This is a genomic window from Clostridium culturomicium (assembly GCF_000821305.1).
Taxonomy (GTDB): Bacteria; Bacillota; Clostridia; order Clostridiales; family Clostridiaceae; genus Clostridium_J; species Clostridium_J culturomicium.
In genome coordinates, this window is sequence record NZ_CCXK01000016.1 from 156,641 (window position 1) to 175,432 (window position 18,792).

General features: G+C 30.4%; 15 protein-coding genes. 3 read left to right on the plus strand and 12 right to left on the minus strand.

Going from position 1 to position 18,792, the window contains the following annotated elements; genetic code table 11:
• Positions 1 to 25 precede the first annotated feature (25 nt).
• The 6 genes from BN1075_RS10250 to BN1075_RS10275 all read right to left on the minus strand — a co-directional run bounded on the left by BN1075_RS10250 (position 26) and on the right by BN1075_RS10275 (position 8,342).
• The gene (locus tag BN1075_RS10250) at positions 26 to 874 is read right to left on the minus strand and encodes a Cof-type HAD-IIB family hydrolase (RefSeq protein ID WP_040193050.1); all 849 of its coding nucleotides are present in this window, start codon (positions 872 to 874) and stop codon (positions 26 to 28) included.
• Positions 874 to 3,261 carry a transglutaminase-like domain-containing protein gene (locus BN1075_RS10255; RefSeq protein ID WP_040193051.1) on the minus strand — a complete coding sequence of 796 codons (2,388 nt, stop codon included), beginning with the start codon at positions 3,259 to 3,261 and terminating at the stop codon, positions 874 to 876. Before BN1075_RS10255 ends, BN1075_RS10250 begins: the two co-directional genes overlap by 1 nt.
• A 4-nt stretch (positions 3,262 to 3,265) precedes the next feature.
• On the minus strand, positions 3,266 to 4,432 hold the full coding sequence (locus BN1075_RS10260; protein WP_040193052.1) for a DUF58 domain-containing protein: 1,167 nt from the start codon (positions 4,430 to 4,432) through the stop codon (positions 3,266 to 3,268).
• Positions 4,425 to 5,375, minus strand: a complete 951-nt coding sequence (locus tag BN1075_RS10265; RefSeq protein WP_040193053.1) for an AAA family ATPase — start codon at positions 5,373 to 5,375, stop codon at positions 4,425 to 4,427. Before BN1075_RS10265 ends, BN1075_RS10260 begins: the two co-directional genes overlap by 8 nt.
• Before the next feature lie 148 nt (positions 5,376 to 5,523).
• Positions 5,524 to 6,876 carry a VanW family protein gene (locus BN1075_RS10270; RefSeq protein ID WP_040193054.1) on the minus strand — a complete coding sequence of 451 codons (1,353 nt, stop codon included), beginning with the start codon at positions 6,874 to 6,876 and terminating at the stop codon, positions 5,524 to 5,526.
• Between the two features lie 203 nt (positions 6,877 to 7,079).
• On the minus strand, positions 7,080 to 8,342 hold the full coding sequence (locus BN1075_RS10275; protein WP_040193055.1) for a magnesium transporter MgtE N-terminal domain-containing protein: 1,263 nt from the start codon (positions 8,340 to 8,342) through the stop codon (positions 7,080 to 7,082).
• Positions 8,343 to 8,787: 445 nt separating this feature from the next.
• On the opposite strand from BN1075_RS10275, the gene BN1075_RS10280 reads away from it, so the two are divergent.
• Complete coding sequence (locus tag BN1075_RS10280) at positions 8,788 to 10,779, plus strand: YgiQ family radical SAM protein (RefSeq protein WP_040193515.1); 1,992 nt, start codon at positions 8,788 to 8,790, stop codon at positions 10,777 to 10,779.
• 58 nt (positions 10,780 to 10,837) lie between these two features.
• On the opposite strand, the gene BN1075_RS10285 is transcribed toward BN1075_RS10280, so the two are convergent.
• Positions 10,838 to 11,515 (minus strand): hypothetical protein, encoded by a 678-nt coding sequence (locus BN1075_RS10285; protein WP_040193057.1) that lies wholly within the window; start codon positions 11,513 to 11,515, stop codon positions 10,838 to 10,840.
• A gap of 64 nt (positions 11,516 to 11,579) precedes the next feature.
• Positions 11,580 to 12,464 (minus strand): YegS/Rv2252/BmrU family lipid kinase, encoded by an 885-nt coding sequence (locus tag BN1075_RS10290; protein ID WP_040193058.1) that lies wholly within the window; start codon positions 12,462 to 12,464, stop codon positions 11,580 to 11,582.
• A gap of 168 nt (positions 12,465 to 12,632) precedes the next feature.
• On the opposite strand from BN1075_RS10290, the gene pssA reads away from it, so the two are divergent.
• On the plus strand, positions 12,633 to 13,151 hold the full coding sequence (gene pssA, locus BN1075_RS10295; RefSeq protein ID WP_040193059.1) for a CDP-diacylglycerol--serine O-phosphatidyltransferase: 519 nt from the start codon (positions 12,633 to 12,635) through the stop codon (positions 13,149 to 13,151).
• Positions 13,152 to 13,192: 41 nt separating this feature from the next.
• Here pssA and cax read toward each other — a convergent pair whose 3' ends face one another.
• The 4 genes from cax to BN1075_RS10315 all read right to left on the minus strand — a co-directional run bounded on the left by cax (position 13,193) and on the right by BN1075_RS10315 (position 17,917).
• Positions 13,193 to 14,293 (minus strand): calcium/proton exchanger, encoded by a 1,101-nt coding sequence (cax, locus tag BN1075_RS10300; protein WP_235777781.1) that lies wholly within the window; start codon positions 14,291 to 14,293, stop codon positions 13,193 to 13,195.
• A gap of 126 nt (positions 14,294 to 14,419) precedes the next feature.
• Positions 14,420 to 15,301: an L-serine ammonia-lyase, iron-sulfur-dependent, subunit alpha gene (gene sdaAA, locus BN1075_RS10305; RefSeq protein ID WP_040193060.1), complete on the minus strand. Its 882-nt coding sequence runs from the start codon at positions 15,299 to 15,301 to the stop codon at positions 14,420 to 14,422.
• Positions 15,302 to 15,305: 4 nt separating this feature from the next.
• A complete protein-coding gene (gene sdaAB / locus BN1075_RS10310; protein WP_040193063.1) occupies positions 15,306 to 15,986 on the minus strand; it encodes an L-serine ammonia-lyase, iron-sulfur-dependent subunit beta in 681 nt (226 codons plus the stop codon).
• A 257-nt stretch (positions 15,987 to 16,243) separates the two neighbouring features.
• Positions 16,244 to 17,917 carry a nucleoside kinase gene (locus tag BN1075_RS10315; protein WP_040193064.1) on the minus strand — a complete coding sequence of 558 codons (1,674 nt, stop codon included), beginning with the start codon at positions 17,915 to 17,917 and terminating at the stop codon, positions 16,244 to 16,246.
• A gap of 165 nt (positions 17,918 to 18,082) precedes the next feature.
• Between BN1075_RS10315 and BN1075_RS10320 the strand changes: the two genes are divergently transcribed.
• Complete coding sequence (locus tag BN1075_RS10320; RefSeq protein WP_040193065.1) at positions 18,083 to 18,790, plus strand: DUF421 domain-containing protein; 708 nt, start codon at positions 18,083 to 18,085, stop codon at positions 18,788 to 18,790.
• The last annotated feature ends 2 nt before the right edge of the window (positions 18,791 to 18,792 follow it).

Sequence of the window (18,792 nt, forward strand, 5' to 3'; positions counted from 1 at the left end):
CTTCAATTTTATTTCTATGTAAAGTTTACAGGTCAATTTGAGTACTACCTTCGTTGATAATATATTTCTCAATTACCTTTGCAACTCCATCATCCTCATTAGTGTCTGTAATATAATCAGCAATATTTTTCACAACTTCTTCTGCATTTCCCATTGCCACTCCTAAGCCTGCAAATTTAATCATTGATATGTCATTTTCATTATCTCCTATTGAAATTATTTCATTCCTGTCAATATCGTAGAAATCACATAGCTTTTTCAATGCCTTGCCTTTAGATGTTGATTTAGCCATAACCTCAAAACTATTTTTCATTGAGCTTACCACTTGAAACTTGTTAAGCTTTATAAACTCATTTTTAGCATTTATAATTTTTTCTTTATCTTCGGAAACTGCCATAGCTTTAATAATTCTTGGCTGCTTTTCAATAAAAAACTTGCTCCAATCATTTACCACCTCAATTTTCACTTGACGGTTGCTTGGAAGTGTTTTATTAGCTTTTTTATATGCTAAAGAGGAATGTACTAACTTTCCAGTGTATATTGTATCTTCCGTATAAAAATGTGGTACTATATTATATTTATTTAGCATTTGAACAACTAAATCATAATTTTCATAACCTAAACCTTCTTCATATATAGACCTATCACTATCTTTTTCCCTTACATATGCACCATTCGAAGCTATAATAGGAGCTTTAACCCCTATTACATCTCCATAATACTCTGCTGAAACAAATATTCTTCCTGTAGCTATTACAACCTTTACCCCTAGCTTATGAGCTTTGCTTATAGCAACTTTAGCTCTTTCAGAAACCTCCTTTTTATCATTTAAAAGTGTTCCATCCATATCCATACAAATTAATTTATATTTCATTAATATCCTCCATTAATCGTAAAAGAGCAATACTTTTTAACTATATATTTATGCCCCTTATTTATTCCCTTTATATAGTTTTCAATATAATCAAAATACTCACCTTTATCAATACTATTGTTAGAAAAACCTCCATAGAATTCCTCATAAACACCTTGAGCTAATTTCATCATTAACTCTCTTAATTCTTCATCTCCAATAGATTTTGAGAATTCTAAATCACCTTGATTATCCTTTTTCACAATACCTATAGTTCCTAACCTTCTTAAACAATAATTATACAATGGAACTATACTGCTACTAGAAATTATTCGCTTCCTCCTAAGCGTAAAAATCCCCATAATTATACCAATTACAGCTATACTAAATATGATTATCCCCACAAATACTAATACTATTTTTAAACCTAAGCTAAAATCACTCTTTACAGGCTCAGCTTTTTCTACACCCATATCTGGCTTGCTTACTTCAGGTTTATTTGGAATATTTTCCTCTATTTGAACCTGCTCTTCTACATCAGTTACCTCTTCATTGGCATCAGCAACAGCGTCTGTGATTCCCCAGATATCCCTATTTGGATTTACAAGCACCTCTGTCCATGCGTGAGCCTCTTCATTAGTAACAACATATTCATCCTTTGAATTCTTTTTATCTGACATATTATATCCTTCTGCATACCTGGCTGGAATACCAGCAATTCTACACATAATGGTATTGGCAGATGCGAAATAAGTACAATAGCCCTCTTTGTCTACGTTTAAAAACTGAGTAACAAAATCTATATTAGGGTCAACAGCCTTTACATCTGTTTTGTATTTATAATTTTCCTTCAAATAATTTCTTATAGCTAAAGCTTTTTCCTGATTTGAAAGCGCTTCTATACCTGAACTACCCTTTACTTTGGCAGCTTCATTAAGTATGCTTTCTACCAATAAATATACTTCCTCACCTACTGTTTCAGGAACCTGCATATAATTTATATAAGACCATTTAAATTTATTGTATTTTTTTAGTTCATCTGGATCCGTTGTATTAACCAAAGAATCTAAATAACCATAATAATCCAAGTCAGTTTGTCCATAGGTTCTCATAGGTAGCGTGTAATCCTCTTTATAGACATATTTAAAGTAATTTTCATTTTCAATTCCTTCAAGATAATTATCATAATTACCGTAAGAAACAAACTTCACCACATATGGTTCTCTAATATAATTGTCTGACATAAAGGTTGGAATATCATTATAAAATACTTTATCTTTAACTTCTTCAATTTTAAAAGCACCATTTGGAGTAAAACAACTTCCACTCTTAAAATTCCTTTCAGGAGTGATCACAATTTCCTTTTCTTCCGCCTTTAAATCCGTATATCCTTCATAACCCTCTAAAGCCTCATATAAATAATTTAATCCACCCCCATATTTAGAAGTATTTTCAAGCTGTTCCCTGATATTTTCTCTTGGCGCAGTCCAGCTGTTACCTGAATAAGTATCCTTAACCCTAGCTCGAAGATAATATGGCTTATCTGCTTTTACTGTAAAAACCTCTCGTTTACTAATGCGAATTGGACCTCCTAAACTATAATTAGAGTCACTATACCCACTTTCTCGCATTGAAAATCTATATCTAACAGCATTACTTATATAATCAGCTTCTGTAAGTTCCTGCTCTGCAAATTGATTTTTCATGCTCTTAAATATTCCATTGATTGACTTCCCATTAAACTCTTGAGGCAAAACCTTTACTATAAACGGTAGGCTTATGGATAAAATCAGTATTGTAACTATCACAACTCTTTTACTTATATTGATTTTAAGTTCTTTGCCTTCATACTCCTTGCACCTTTTTATATGTTCACTCACACCTATACTTGCAACAAACACTCCAATAAAATATGGTAAATTAGACTCTACCTTTTTATAAAAAATTAAGTACCAAAATCCAATAAAAATAATACTTGTAAGTGCTATAGGATACTTGCTCCACCTTTTTGTTATCACTGCACCTGTAACTACTAATACTGGTATTACTATTGCAAATAAATGCTTAAATACTTGAAAATCAATGGGGCTTCTTTCTAAAGCTGCGTTATTTATACTAAGAATATTTTGCTTTAGATAAAGTATCTCATCAACAAGCACATTAAAATATTTATATGCAAGTACTCCTGATATTAAAAGAATAGTAGCAATAAAAATCAACTTTCTTCTTTTTCCTTTTAACACTTCTGATAACAGCAAATAAATTAATATTCCACAAATTATAAGAAATGCAATGAATCCATAATCAAAATTTTGAATTATAAACGAATCTTTTAAAAGTTTAACTATCACTATTAAATTGATTATAACCAAAAATAAGCTTAGTGTTTTCTCACTTTTCAGCCTCATTCAATCACCTAATTCCCTCAATATTATAGCAGCTTACCCCTTGTCCTTTTATCTCTGCAATTAATTCTGCTTCATCTCCAATGAATTTATTAAAATAAAATAAATTTATCTCGTATCCCTCTTGCTTTAATGAAACTAAATAATTCAAATTATCTCTTGTGATATTTGAAGTTACAACCACAACCGCGCTCTTTTTGCTTATTTCACATAAAAATTTCTTCATGTAACCTGATAAATTTCCACTTCCTCCACTAAAAGTGGTTACCATTTGTTCTTTTAAAAGCTCTAAGGAACTTTCTCCTACTATATCACTGACTTTTACCTTATTATTAATAATAATACTTTGACAATTTCCATTTCTTTGAATGATATATCGAACTAATGATAGATAAAACTCAACTATAGCTTCTTCATTCTCACCATCTTTATCAAGTACAAATCCTGATTTTCTCAAATCTAAAAACACGTGTATACGTGGACTTTCACTACTATCATATTCCTTAACAAATAGCTTTCCATGCTTTGCTGTAACCTTCCAATTTATCCTTTTATAACTGTCCCCTCTCCTGTACTCCCTAATATTTTTAATAGTCTCAGCACTTTCAGGACCTTTATTATATGCTCTAATATTCTTAGTGTTGAATTCCCTTAAGTTAGCACCAACTATTCTCACATTATTTAAATCATATATTTTAGGGTATACCTTTATTATTTTCTTATATTTAAATTTTTTCTTGTAGGAAAACACCCCTAAAACATCACCGATACTGCATGATATTTCTCCCAAATGATATTGTCCTCTTGTATTTATTCTAAAGTTTTTTTTAATAAACTTCTGCGAATTAACACCTATTGAAATTATATCTCCTCTATCTCGTGGTAAAATTTCAGAAACTAATGAACTTTTTATTTCTACGTAGGGAACAGGGAAAATAGAGTCGTTATACACCTTTATAACCAAATTATTATTTTCTCCTGATGTCATTTCCCACTTTTCAGCTTCCATCTTCACAGACATACTCTTACCTAAAAAATAGGTTGAAATTCCCATAAATAAAACTATTAAAAGCAAGGCATAAAACACAGAATAAGGTAGATTTCCACCAGAGAATAAAGCATATCCAAAGGATAAAAGAAGAAGAACTAAAAATGATTTTCTAATCTTAATCATTTTCTCTCACCTTAGGAACAATTATCATACTTAATATCTCATCTAGTATATCTTCAACCTTAACTCCTCTTGCAGTAGCACTATTTGTTAAAATAATTCTATGATTAAGCACTAGTTTTACACTGCTTTTAACATCCTCTGGTATTACATAATCTCTGCCCTCTATTAATGCTGTAGCTTGTGAAATTCTCAAAAGCGCTAAAGAAGCTCTTGTACTGCCTCCTAAGAAAATATCCCTGTGATTTCTTGTACCATCCACAATCTTAACTATAAACTTATTAATATCGTCTTTAACCTTAATTTCTTTAACCGCCCTCTGAAGATTTTCTAAATCAGCCTTTGTAGCAACTGGTGTTAGCTCTTCAAGTGGATTATCTTTTCTGTATAAGCGTAGAATTTCTGCTTCATCTCTGTTAATTGGATATCCCATATGTACCTTAATAATAAATCTATCAAGCTGAGCTTCAGGCAAGGAAAAGGTCCCTTCATATTCAATTGGATTTTCCGTAGCCATTATAAAAAAAGGCTTTTCAAGCTCATAAGTTTTTCCACCCTCTGATACCTGCATTTCTTCCATTACCTCTAATAAAGCAGACTGCGTTTTTGGTGATGTTCTATTTATTTCATCTGCTAATACTATATTCGAGAACACAGGTCCCTTATTAAAGATAAAAGTACCTGTGCTTGAATTGTAAATTGATATTCCTGTAATATCCGATGGCAACAAATCTGGTGTAAACTGTATTCTGCTATAGCTCAAATCAAAACTCTGCTTAATTGCCTTAATTAAAGTTGTTTTACCAACTCCTGGTACATCCTCTATAAGTATATGTCCACCAGCTATCATTCCCTTAACTATCTCATAAACATTTTGTCTTTTACCAATTATCACTTTACCAACATTATTAATTATCTTCTCAACTATTTCCACATTGTGATTCACTTTAACATCCCCTTATTCTTAGGCTTTTCCCCAAATAATCTACATATTTACTTTTTCCAATAAAAATATATAAAAAAAGTATTGTATAACTTCAATTATATACAATCCAAGCTACACAATACAATATTTTACATTAATATTTTCTTTTTTAATCTTTTCCTATTCTTACTATTGTATTTTTTCCTGCATATACACTTTCTGAAACCAGAATTTTTTCCTTAATTTTTCCTTCCTCATACCTAACCCTATATGTGTTTATTACATATCCATTTTTCCCTTCTTGCTCTACAATAACAGTACCTTTGCTTAACCCATAGTCATAAATTGTTTCTTTCTTAGGTTTTACTTCTTTTGCAACTTCATTTTTTATCTCATACAAATAATTAAATGAATCTTTGTTAGAATATATATTAAAAGTAAGCATATTATTATTTATTACACTTTCAATAAGAATTGGATATTTGAAATTATTAACAAACTTAAAATCTGATACGCCGTAAGCTATCATTGCATCTTGTCCCCTCGGAACATAATTTATTACCTTACTATGATTTCTTCTTTCTGTAATTGCTAAACTAGTCTTTAAAACAACATTATATAAAGTTGATGATACCTGACATATTCCACCACCAATTTCATCTACATAACCCCCATTCTTTATTACCTTTGCATAGGAATATCCCTTTCCACTTGTAGTAGCTCCAACAACTTTATTAAAACTGAACTCTTCTCCAGGCATTATCACTTTATTATTAATATAAGATGATGCTACTTCAATGTTTCTAGTTCTTCCAGAAGATGAGTTTGCAAAACTTGTACTGTAGCTTGATACTAATGTATTTATAGCCTTTAAGTCTTCTTCATAAATTGCTGGTTCTGATTTCTTAAATGTTAGATTTATAATAATATCTTCACCATCTCTATTTTCTTCTATAGACTCTTTAATATCCCCTCTTAAAGCAGCCTCATCGATGGTTCTTCCACTCTGGTGCGGTGTTACTTTAAAACCACTCCAATCATGTTCTATAACCGCATTAACTGGAGACATATTTTGTTCTTTGCAAAGAACCTTTAAAAGGGCTGAAAAAGCTTCTTCATCAAAGGTAATTGTTGTTTTAAAATTTCTTTCTAAGCCTTCTTTTACATATTTATATTTATCTATTATCTTGTCATTCTTACCATAATTTACGGCTACATCTACTATTTGATCAATATTTTCCTCAACCTTTAACTCCTTAAAAGAAATCTTATATTCTTTTTCATCTGCATATATCAATATATTCCTATTTTCATTAAGTTTTATAGAATTCTCTGTTATCTTTCTTTCAGCTCTCTCTTTATTTAAAAGTGATACATCGATTTCATTAATGCTTATCCCTTTATATATGAGATTATCATGCTCAGTAACAACCATATGTATTTCAAAAATTATAAAGATGATTATGGAAAAAAGTATACCCATTAATATACTAACCGCAATCAAAAAATTTTTCTTCATCATCACTTTCCCCTCCATAAGCAAAAGAATATTTTATTCTTCTTATGGAAGTATATTAGGTTGTTAAGTATATTATTACTATGAGTTTCTTTCTATCTACTCTATCCTTAATAATAAAAATAAAGTTCTGCTCAAATTTCCTTGAGCAGAACTTCTTATTAACAACAATACACTAACGATATTAAATATATCTTCATTTAATTTTGCTAGATTATTTTCTTGATTTTCCTCTTCCAGCTTGGTGACAGAACTTCATCAATAATATCTCCTATAATTGCAATACCACATAGTTTATCCTCTTCATCCACAACTGGAACCGAATATAAATCATATTTAACAGCCATTGCTATAGCTTTTTCTATTTCATCACTATCAGATACCTTAAAAATCTTTGTATCCATTATGGATTTCAGCTTACTGCTAGGATTTGCTATTATTAAATCTCTTAATGAAATAACGCCTAACAATCGCTCATAATTATCTACTATATATACATAATGTAAAATTTCTTCTTCCGGCTTAAGTTCTCTTAATATATTGATGGTTTCTTCAGCTGTAATATCAATATTAAATGAAATAAATTCGGTATTCATTATATTTCCTACTACTTCATCCTCATATTTCATTAAGTCCCTTACTTCACTTTCATCTTCATCATCCAGATTAACTAACATTTTATTAGTTGCTTCTTCATCTAAATCGTCAAGCATATTAGCAATCTCATCATTTGGCATTAAGTCTAAAAGCTCCTTAGCTTTATTTTCACTTAAATCTTTAAGAATCTCCTGACTAATATCATGATCTAACTCTTCTAAAGTATCTGAAGCTAAGTCAATATTTAGTCCATCTATAACCTTTACCCTGTCCTCTGGAGATAAATCCTCTATAAGCTCTGCAATATCAACTGGATGAAGTTTACTCAACTTATTGTATGGAGTTGTTAATTTTAATGAAGATGCAACCATCTCTAGTGATTGGACACTTTCCCAACTTAAAATATTTTTCTTAGGATTTTTATTTATTATTTTACAAACTTTCTTTGTAATCCCCTCTAATCCAATTTTTCTTGCTATAGCAAGTGGACCTGATTCAACCCCTACAACAGTTAAATATCCACCGCTCTTTATCATCTTTAAATCCATTACTCTAACAATTTTTTTACCATCTACATCAACAATGTCCTTATCTAATAAATTTTTAGATAATAAGTATGAATATTTCCTTGGAATAATATCTTTAACTTGAACTACTCTGATTACACATTTTCCATTGTCCTTAAAAATATCGATAGTTCTAAATTCAAAATTTTCTATTTCTCTTCCGCTTTTTATTTTATAACCTATTGCTCTTGGATATCCAAATTCTGTTGTAACGTATATATCCTCTAATTTACCTATGCAATAATTTAATTCATCATATACATACTTCCCTAGTATATCACTTAAGTAAAACTCTTTTAATTTTTCCATAGCAGTCTCCTCCCTCGATGAAGGAATGACTAGGTACTAAATTAAATTGTAAAAATTATAATAAACAGTCTTCCTTCACCCTTATTCAGTTTGTAATTATTATCATAGTCCTCATGCCAAGGCCCACTGTCCATTAAGTGTTCACTCCTTTATGCTCAAAAATATTTTTACATAATTTATTATAGTCGAGAAACCATGGGAATGTAACTATTTTATGAAAATATGATTATTTTTTTAATAATGTATAATTTCCATATCACAATTTGCCATTTTAGTTTCTATTCATATTTCCTAGATTATATGTTAATATAATTTAATGTGCACTCACTATACGAAAGGAGGCGTAGGCCTTGAGTTTCTTTTAATTTCAGTATTATTGTTGTTTCATCTCATATTATTATCAATTTTATTGAAATTTACTAAAGGAAATATTTTAGGCAAACCTATGAATAAAAACGAAAAATTTTTACCAATTTCAAAAGAAGATATGAAAGCTGAAGGAATATATCAGCTTGATTTTATAATAATAACTGGTGACGCTTATATCGATCACCCATCCTTCGGAACTGCCATAATCGGAAGATTACTACAAAGCGAGGGTTATACTGTAGGGGTAATTGCCCAGCCAAAATGGGATAGCTGTGAAGACTTTAAAAAGCTTGGAGAACCTAGACTTGGATTTTTAATCAACTCCGGTAATATTGACTCCATGGTTAACCACTATACAGTTGCCAAGAAAAAAAGACATGATGATTTTTATTCTCCAGGTGGAAAGGGTGGCTATAGACCTAATCGTGCTGTAATAGTATATTCTAACAGAGCTAGAGAAGCCTATAAAAATGTTCCAATTATCATTGGTGGAATCGAAGCCAGTTTAAGAAGATTTGCTCATTATGACTATTGGGATGATAAAGTTAGAAAAAGCATTCTTTTAGATTCAACTGCTGACCTTTTAATTTATGGTATGGGTGAACGCCCTGTAGTTGAAATTGCAAAACTTCTTAACTTCGGTAAGCCAGTAGAAAACATAACTTCTGTAAGAGGTACTTGTTATGTTGCAAAAAACTTAGATAAAGTAAAGGATTTTGTAGAGCTTCCAACCTTTGAAGAAATAACAAATAGTAAAGAAGCATATGCAAAAAGTTATTATTTAGCATCCCACGAGCAGGATTCTGTATGGGGAAAAACCATTGTAGAGCCTTATGGAGATAAATATGTTGTTCAAAATCCTCCTCAAGCTCCACTATCAACAAAGGAAATGGATAGGGTTTATAATCTGCCTTACACAAGAACCTACCATCCAATCTATGAAAAAGACGGCGGCATACCAGCATTAAACGAAGTTAAGTTTTCAATTACAAGCCATAGAGGCTGTTATGGAAGTTGCTCCTTCTGTGCCTTAACCTACCATCAAGGAAGAGTTATTCAAAACAGAAGTCAGGATTCTATCATAGACGAAGCAAAACTTTTAACTGAAGATAATGATTTTAAAGGCTACATCCATGATGTTGGTGGTCCAACAGCAAACTTCAGACAAAAAGCTTGTAAAAAACAGGTGGAACATGGTGTATGTAAAAATAGACAATGTATCTTCCCAACACCTTGTAAGAACCTAATCATCGATCATACTGAATACTTAAGTCTATTAAAGAAAGTACGAAGTCTTCCTAAAGTAAAGAAAGTATTTGTTCGTTCTGGAATTAGATATGATTATCTGATATATGATAAAAACCCTAAATTCTTTAATGAATTATGTGAACACCATATCAGCGGACAGCTAAAAGTTGCCCCAGAACATATCAGTGATGTTGTTCTTAAGGAAATGGGAAAACCATCTAAGGATGTTTACGAGAAATTCAGAAAAAAATATATAGATATAAATGCTAAAATGGGTAAGAAGCAATTTGTTGTTCCATATATGATGTCAAGCCACCCTGGTAGTGATTTAAATGCTGCCATTGAGCTTGGAGAATATATTAAATCCATGGGACATCTTCCAGAACAGGTTCAAGATTTCTACCCTACTCCCGGAAGCTTATCAACAGCAATATACTACACAGGTATTAACCCTAATACTGGTAAAAAGGTATATGTTGCTAAGAGTCAGAAGGAAAAAAACATGCAGAGAGCTTTACTTCAATTTGGTAATCCAGATAACCACGGCTTAGTAAAAGAAGCTCTTATAAAATGTAATAGAGAAGATCTAATAGGACATGGTAAAAATTGTTTAATAACACCTGTGCCATTTAATAGAAGTAAAAAGAAGAAAACTACACCTACAGATATAGCTCAAAACACAACTAAGGGTTCTAGAAGAGGAAACACTCAAAATTCTTCTTCAAAAAAACAACAAAGCCCTTCATCTCAAAGACCTAAAGCTTCAAAGAATGGAAAAGTTTCAAGTCGAAATAAAAAAACTACTTCTAGACAAAGATAATAACAAAAACTCTAAGGAATTCTTTTCCTTAGAGTTTTTATTAATTTACCTTTATAAACTACATACTATACTTTACTATATTATGTCCCTTTGCTTTAATCTTAAATGTCAAAATACTTGTATAAAGACAAATAATCCAGCTTAAGTCACCAATTAAAAGATACCCAATATGCTCTGTGCTCTTTAAACTTGTTGCTGCGCCACCTATAAATACCAAAGAAGCTAATATAATTATGAAGCTACCCCACTTAATACTGTGTTTAAATCTCAAACTTTTAACACCAATAAAAAATGAAACCGCATTAATACATAACAGTATTTTATATGGCAATTGACTATTAAACACAACATTGTATCCATATGACATTGATATATAGTACTCCATAGGATATATAAATATACATATCATATATGCTGCTGCTCCAATAAAAAATATTCCATAAATCCAATTAATATTAATTTTAGTATTTCTATAAAATACATAAACACTTAAGAATATAAGCATTGGTATATAAATTATATTTAAAAATATGAAGTTCCTTACTATGTAAACATACTTAATATCATCTACTAGCAATAAAGTCAACAAGCTTCCTATTCTAAAACAAATTAAAATTAGTGGCAGAATAACTGCTTCCTTTATTTTAATTGGACAAAACTTTAATGTAGACGTAATAACTTCATAGCTTAAAAATACTAAAAATAACAAAAAGGATAGATATATATAAATATTCATGTTTCACTCTCCTAAAACCTATTTCAATTTATATATATTATCCTTTTGATTAGATTATGAAAATTTATTCTTTATAGCCTAATATTTTAACTGCTCTTCTTTCACAGGTTATATTTAATGGGAAATCAGGCCCCTTTTCTCCATCAATATCAGTAACCACATCATCATAGCATTCAACTCTAAGTTCACTGCACTTAAAGTATAATACACCATCCATATCTGCAAGCTGACCCTTTTTCATTTTAATAATTAAATTATTTAAAGCACTTGTAATAAGCTCTTGCTTTAATACAACAACATCTAAAAGACCATCATCAGCTTGTGACAAATCAGCAAACTTTATGTTTCCAGCAGTTTGGCCATTGAACACTAATAAAGTATAGATTTTACCTTCAAAGTTAACTACTGGTGATTCAATCTTTACATTTATTCTTTTTAAATTAGTGACTTCTTCTAATGCTTTAACATAATAAGCTAATTTACCCATGGTATTTTTCAAACTATTATCAGTTTTTTGAGATATATCAGTAAATACCCCTGTACTAGCTACATTAACAAAGTACTTATTGTTTATCTTACCTAAATCAAAACGCTTAATTTTACTATTAATTATTTGATTACAAGCTTCTTCTACGTCGCTAGGCATACCTAGATACTTTGCAAAATCATTTGCTGTTCCAACAGGCAAAAATGCTACTGGTAAATCTATATTATTCTGTTTCATCTTGTTTATAACAGAATCAATAGTTCCATCCCCACCAGCAATAAGTATATATTTATATGTGTCATCAATACCTTCAAAGGCGTCCTTTATATCTGAGTCTTTATCTATTCTGAAAGGTTCAACAGTATAACCCGCCTTTTGATGGGTATTTACAACATCATCTATACGACTTATAATTGCATTTTCTCCTGAATAAGGATTATAAATAAACTTTACCCTTTTCATAATTTCCTCCATATGTATCAGTTAATCCATACTATAGTAGCACTTAAGTATTTCTTTTTCAATAGATATTACCACTTTGTACCAATACTTTAAATAAAATTTATTTAATGTGCATATATATTTTACATAAGTCGGCAAAATGTATATAATATTAGGAGAGGTGATATTGTGAATAAATCTATTATCCCAAATACTATGACTTTAGGAAATTTAATATGTGGAGTTTTATCCATACAATGTACTATATATCAAGATTTTACTACTGCCGGAATTTTTATTCTTCTTGGCGGTATTTTAGACCGATATGATGGAACTGTCGCAAGATTTCTAAATACCCATAGTGATCTAGGTAAGGAATTAGATTCCTTAGCTGATTTAGTAACTTTTGGTGTTGCGCCAGCTATACTTGCATTTTCTTTGTATAACTTTTCTAACCTCGGACTTTTTGGTTACATACCATTAATAGTATTTCCAGTAGCTGGAGGATTCAGACTAGCTCGTTATAATTGTTCTGATTTTAACAATGTATTTACTGGTATACCCATTACAATAGCAGGTAGTTTAATGGCAGTGCTTGAAATTTTCACTGCAGTAAAAATAAAAACAATGCCTTTACTTGTACCATTTGTATTGATGTTATTGCTTTCATACTTAATGGTTAGTCACTTCCAAATTAAGAAAAGATAATTAAAGTCAACTACACCAACTGTAGTTGACTTTAATTTTATTTAAACCACATAATAATATGCTAAAGTAACTATTATATATACAGAAATTAATAAAGCACCCTCAAACCAATAGGTTTTCCCATCTTGAAATACAAAGTAAGACATCCCCATGGCAATAGACATTATAATTATTTGAAATGTAGAAAATAATAAATTTATATCAATACCCATTATTGCTGATGAAATAATTAGAATAGGTATAACAAACATTGTTATTTGAATACTTGATCCTATTGCTGTCTCTAAGCTAGCATCAATTTTATTTTCCAAGGCACATACTATACTTGAAGCATTCTCTCCAAATGATCCAAGAAGCGGAATTAAAATAATACCAATAAATTCTTGTGAAATTTTATAATCTACAACAATAGAACTAATGTTAGAAATAAGTCTTTCACTTATAAAATATAATAAAATTGTGATTACAATAATAAGCCCAAAAATCATCCAAACTTCATTTTTATTAACATCCTGCTCTTCGCACTTTTTACCTGTAACAATAAATAAATTACTATGAGTAAACAATGAAAATACTAACCCTAGTATATATACTCCAATAAGAACAAATGACACTATAACACTTAACTGCTGAAATTTCACCTCACCAATAAAAGAATATTTATTAAGGGCAGAAATTATTATAATTGTAAACGCAACTAAGAATATCATATTCAAATTTGTTCTTGCTATGTTTTTATTAAAAGTCTGTTCCTTATATTTCATTCCTCCACAAAATACAGCTATTCCAAGACCTAAAAGCATATTAGTTATTACTGAACCTAAAAGTCCAGCCTTAGCCATAGCCACCATTCCGTATTTAATTGACCATAATCCCATCATCAATTCAGGAATATTCCCAGCTGTTGCTGAAATTAGTCCACCTCTTTTTTCACCTACATAATCAGATATTCTAGAAGTTCCTTTTCCTAGCACAATTGCTAAAGGTATCATCATAAAAGAATATATTAACAAACTTAATATTTCTGAGTTTATTCTTAAAAATAAAGCTCCTATTGATAAAATAATAGTAATAACCACTCCATATTTATTAATCATATTTCTTATGTTTAAATTACTTCTTACATTTTGCATCTCTTTCATTTCTTCTCCTGTTTTATTAGTTATATACTTACTTTATTCAATAACAAAAAAACAGTTACACTTTAAAAATCATTGAAAAAAAATATAGGATTACTTTCATAATAGAAAGTAATCCTACATGATAACTTACTTATCTCCTGCCAATGCCTTTTCTTTTAACTTTAATCCACAAGGTGTAACAGCTAAACCACCTAATGCAGTTTCTCTTAATTCACTTGGAAGTCCTCTTCCGATTTTATACATTGACAATATGGTATCATCGAAAGGAATTTTACTCACAACTCCTGCCATAGCTACATCAGCCATAGTTAATGCACTTACTGCCCCAGCTACATTTCTTTTTGCACAAGGAATTTCAACTAAACCTGCTATCGGGTCACAAACTAACCCTTCAACATTTTTGATTACCATTGCACCAGCGTCAAAGGCCATCTGTGGGGTTCCACCCATCATCTCTACAACTGCAGCTGCTGCCATAGCTGCTGCACTTCCACACTCTGCTTGACAGCCACCTTCTGCACCAGCCATAGTAGCATTTTTAGCAATTATTACGCCCACACCAGATGCTGTAAATAGAGCTTGAATCATTTCTTCATCTGATTTATTTAATTTTTCACCTGCAGTAATTACAGCCGCAGGTATTATTCCACAGCTTCCTGCTGTTGGTGACGCAACTATTCTTCCCATAGCTGCATTCACTTCTGAACAAGAAAGTGCTCTTGCCATGGCTTTAACCATAAACTCTCCACATAGTGGTTCATTATTCTCATAATATTTTCTTAGCTTTGTTGCATCTCCACCAATTAATCCACTAATAGAAATAACCTCTCTATCCATGGCTTCTTGAGCAGATGTTTTCATAACCATTAAATTTTCTCTCATTCTTTCTATTACTTCTTCTCTAGTTGATTCGGAAAGCTTGCACTCTTCTTGTATTGTGTATTCCGCAATAGATATTTTTTTTTCATTGCAAACTTCTATAACTTCAGTAGCTTTAGATAAAAACATTCACTTATTCTCCTTTCACTGGTGGAAGAATTTGTTCAACATTATTTACATGTTCAATTCCTCTAATCTTATCTATAATTGTTGCTGGAACTGCACCATCTGTTTCAATGACGGTAGTAGCCTCTGAACCCTTTGATTTTCTGTACACATTCATAGATGCAATGTTTATGTTATTTTCAAACAATAGATTGCTTATTCTATAAATCATACCTGGAACATCGAGATTGTTAATTATTATAGTAGGATGAGCTCCTGTAAATTGGATACTTTGTCCATCTAATTCAAAAATAACAATATTTCCTCCACCGATAGATGACCCAGTTACTGTAGTTTTAACTCCATTTGAATCAGTCATAATAAATTTAACTGTATTAGGATGAACATCTCCTAAATCAGCTTCTTCAAACTTATATTTTAATCCTCTTTCTTCTGCTATGTTAAAGGAATTTCTAAGATTTTCATCCCATGGATCCATGCCTAAAATCCCAGCAACTAAAGCTCTATCAGTACCATGGCCTCTATAGGTTTTGCTAAAAGATCCATGAAGCATAAATATAACTTCCTTAACATTACCTTCTGCAATTTTTGCTGCAAGCTTTGCCAGTCTTGCGGCGCCTGCTGTATGCGAACTTGATGGTCCAATCATTATTGGTCCCATAATATCAAATACACTATAACTTTTCATAATCAGCCTCCTAATAGATCAACCTTAAACATACTAGGTAAAATTGCCACAAACTTATTAATAATTCTTTTCATTAGTATGCCCACATAATATAATATCACGACTAAAATAAAAAAAATATCTATTAATTCAACATATTTTAAAGAATTTTTATTTCTTCAAATGAAAAAAGATAGCAATTAACCTTTTTAATTACTATCTTTGATAAACTTAAACTGTTAATATTTAATTTTAATAAATATATTTTTAAAAATATATTAATATTGATAAAAACAGCTTCCTCCAATAAATTCTCTTATTAAAGAATTTGATGGAACAGAATCCTTATCAATATCTTTAAACATTTGTAAAAACTCTAAAAGTCTTACAGCTTCATTATACACAGGATTATCTGGCTTAACTTTCTTTAATTCTTCAATAGCATATTTCTTTAAAACTGCTAATTCATATATTAATGCAGTGTTAAACATAATATCTGCTTCTTCTTGAAATGGATAAATATACTTATCTTCTCCTCTTTTTATTGATGGCCACATTTTCAAAGTATATTCCACATCATATCCACGAGATAAATGATCTCTTACAATTCTTCTAATCATTCTTACATCTGTTGTTGAAATTCTATTATGGTAATCTATATTGATTTCTGTAAGTGGACTTATATATATTTTAAACTTATTTTCATCATCTATGGCTTCGGTCAGCATATTATTCAATCCATGTATACCTTCAATAATTATAACCCCATCTTTAGGTAGTTTAACCTTATTTCCATTCCATTCCCTTCGTCCTGTTTTAAAATTAAAGCTTGGTAGCTCAACTTCCTTTCCATCCATTAAAAGTAGTAAATGTTCATTAAATAATTGCAAATCTAATGCATTAATGCACTCAAAATCTAATTCCCCAAATTCGTCCAGTGGAGTCTCATCTCTATTTACAAAATAATCATCTAATGAAATTGGTATAGGAATTAATCCATTTACTCTTAACTGAATATCAAGTCTTTTACAAAATGTAGTTTTACCTGAAGACGATGGCCCAGCTATAGTTATTAGTTTAATGCTCCTGTCTTTATTTATTTCATCTGCAATATGAGCTATTTTCTTTTCATGGAGAGCTTCTGCAACTCTTATTAAAGTTACAATTTCACCATCTCCCTCCTGAATTTTTTCATTTAATGCCCCAACATGAGTTACATTAAGTATATTGCCCCAATTTTCTGCTTCATTAAATATCTTAGCTAATTTTTTATGACTTACGAATCTTGGAATCTGTGTTGGTGCTTCACTTGTGGGATATCTTAATATAAAGCCAGGATCATAGGATATTAAATCATAATATTTTAATTGACCTGTTGAATAAACCATAGGTCCATAAAAATAATCATAAGTACCGCCCAAAGAATATATAGTCACCTTTTCTTGATTTACAGTGCTAAGTAAAGAAACTTTATCTTCCATACCCTTAGCTTTAAATAATTCTATAGCATCTTTTCTCAATAGTTTTTTTCGCACAATAGGTAAATCTGCTTGTATAATTTCATCCATTTTATTTTTTATATCATAAACATCATCTATAACTAAAGGTGGTTTTTTTTCTATTTCTCCAAAAAGTCCCTTACTTAAAGAATGCTCAATTGTTAATTTACTTCTAGGAAACACTTCATTAACAGCCTTAATTAAAACAAATTGCAAACTTCTGATATAACACATCATTCCTGCCTTATCTGTAATATCAAGCAACTCTAATGTGCAATCCTCTAAAATAGGAGTAGATAATTCTTTTAACACACCATTAATCTTCACCAAAACTATTGGAACTTCACTATCATTTTCATACTGCTTAAGTAAATCAATACACAAAGTCTCCTTATCCACGCTTAAAATCTCTTCTGTTAAATTTCTTTTTATTTTTACTTTTAACATGTTCATTACACCTCCATTTCATAGCGAGGCTACTTCCTTTCATTTTTATAATAGGTCTATTTAATGATATTATATTACACAATTTCAAATTAGAACCATACTAAATGTAAATAATTTTATATATATGAGTACATAATATAAATATTAGTATTAGAAATAAAGGTGATGATTATGTTTATTCTTATCGTTCGTACAATAATTTTATATATTTACTTGATTTTAATTATGCGTGTAATGGGAAAGCGTCAGATTGGTCAGCTTGAACCTGTTGACTTTGTAGTTGCTTTAATGATTTCAGAACTTGCAACTCTTCCAATGGCAGATAATAGAATTCCTTTAATCTATGCAATAGTACCAATTACAACCTTAGTATTTCTTCAAGTCTTCACCTCTTTCCTAGAATTAAAAAGTGAAGGCTTTAGAAGTATTTTAAATGGTCAGCCCAGTATTGTCATAAAAGATGGATTAGTTAATGTTGAGGAATTAAGACAACTAAGATATAACCTTGATGATTTATTAGCAGAATTAAGACAACAAGGATTCTTCAATTTAATGGAAATTCATTATGCAATCTTGGAAACAGATGGTTCTTTGTCAGTACTTCCCTATACTGCTTATGAACCTCCAACTAGGCAGGATTTAAAGGTTAAAGTTGATAACGAACCTCTCCCAATGCCAGTTATCCTTGACGGCATTATAAATTTCGAAAATTTAAAAACAATAGGAAAAGATCAGTACTGGCTTGAAAAAAAACTTTCTCACAACCACATTCAATCCCATAAAGATGTCTTAGTTGCAATTATCTATTCTAACGAGCATAAATTTTATTATCAACTTAAAAATGAAACTACTAACACTCTTAACAATAAGAAAAAATAAAG

Coding starts and splice junctions, on each gene's coding strand:
- BN1075_RS10250 (WP_040193050.1), bottom strand. CDS start 874: ATGAAATATAAATTAATTTGTATGGATATGGATGGAACACTTTTAAAT.
- BN1075_RS10255 (WP_040193051.1), bottom strand. CDS start 3,261: ATGAGGCTGAAAAGTGAGAAAACACTAAGCTTATTTTTGGTTATAATC.
- BN1075_RS10260 (WP_040193052.1), bottom strand. CDS start 4,432: ATGATTAAGATTAGAAAATCATTTTTAGTTCTTCTTCTTTTATCCTTT.
- BN1075_RS10270 (WP_040193054.1), bottom strand. CDS start 6,876: ATGATGAAGAAAAATTTTTTGATTGCGGTTAGTATATTAATGGGTATA.
- BN1075_RS10275 (WP_040193055.1), bottom strand. CDS start 8,342: ATGGAAAAATTAAAAGAGTTTTACTTAAGTGATATACTAGGGAAGTAT.
- BN1075_RS10280 (WP_040193515.1), top strand. CDS start 8,788: ATGAATAAAAACGAAAAATTTTTACCAATTTCAAAAGAAGATATGAAA.
- BN1075_RS10285 (WP_040193057.1), bottom strand. CDS start 11,515: ATGAATATTTATATATATCTATCCTTTTTGTTATTTTTAGTATTTTTA.
- BN1075_RS10290 (WP_040193058.1), bottom strand. CDS start 12,464: ATGAAAAGGGTAAAGTTTATTTATAATCCTTATTCAGGAGAAAATGCA.
- cax (WP_235777781.1), bottom strand. CDS start 14,293: ATGAAAGAGATGCAAAATGTAAGAAGTAATTTAAACATAAGAAATATG.
- sdaAA (WP_040193060.1), bottom strand. CDS start 15,301: ATGTTTTTATCTAAAGCTACTGAAGTTATAGAAGTTTGCAATGAAAAA.
- sdaAB (WP_040193063.1), bottom strand. CDS start 15,986: ATGAAAAGTTATAGTGTATTTGATATTATGGGACCAATAATGATTGGA.
- BN1075_RS10315 (WP_040193064.1), bottom strand. CDS start 17,917: ATGAACATGTTAAAAGTAAAAATAAAAAGAAATTTAACAGAAGAGATT.
- BN1075_RS10320 (WP_040193065.1), top strand. CDS start 18,083: ATGTTTATTCTTATCGTTCGTACAATAATTTTATATATTTACTTGATT.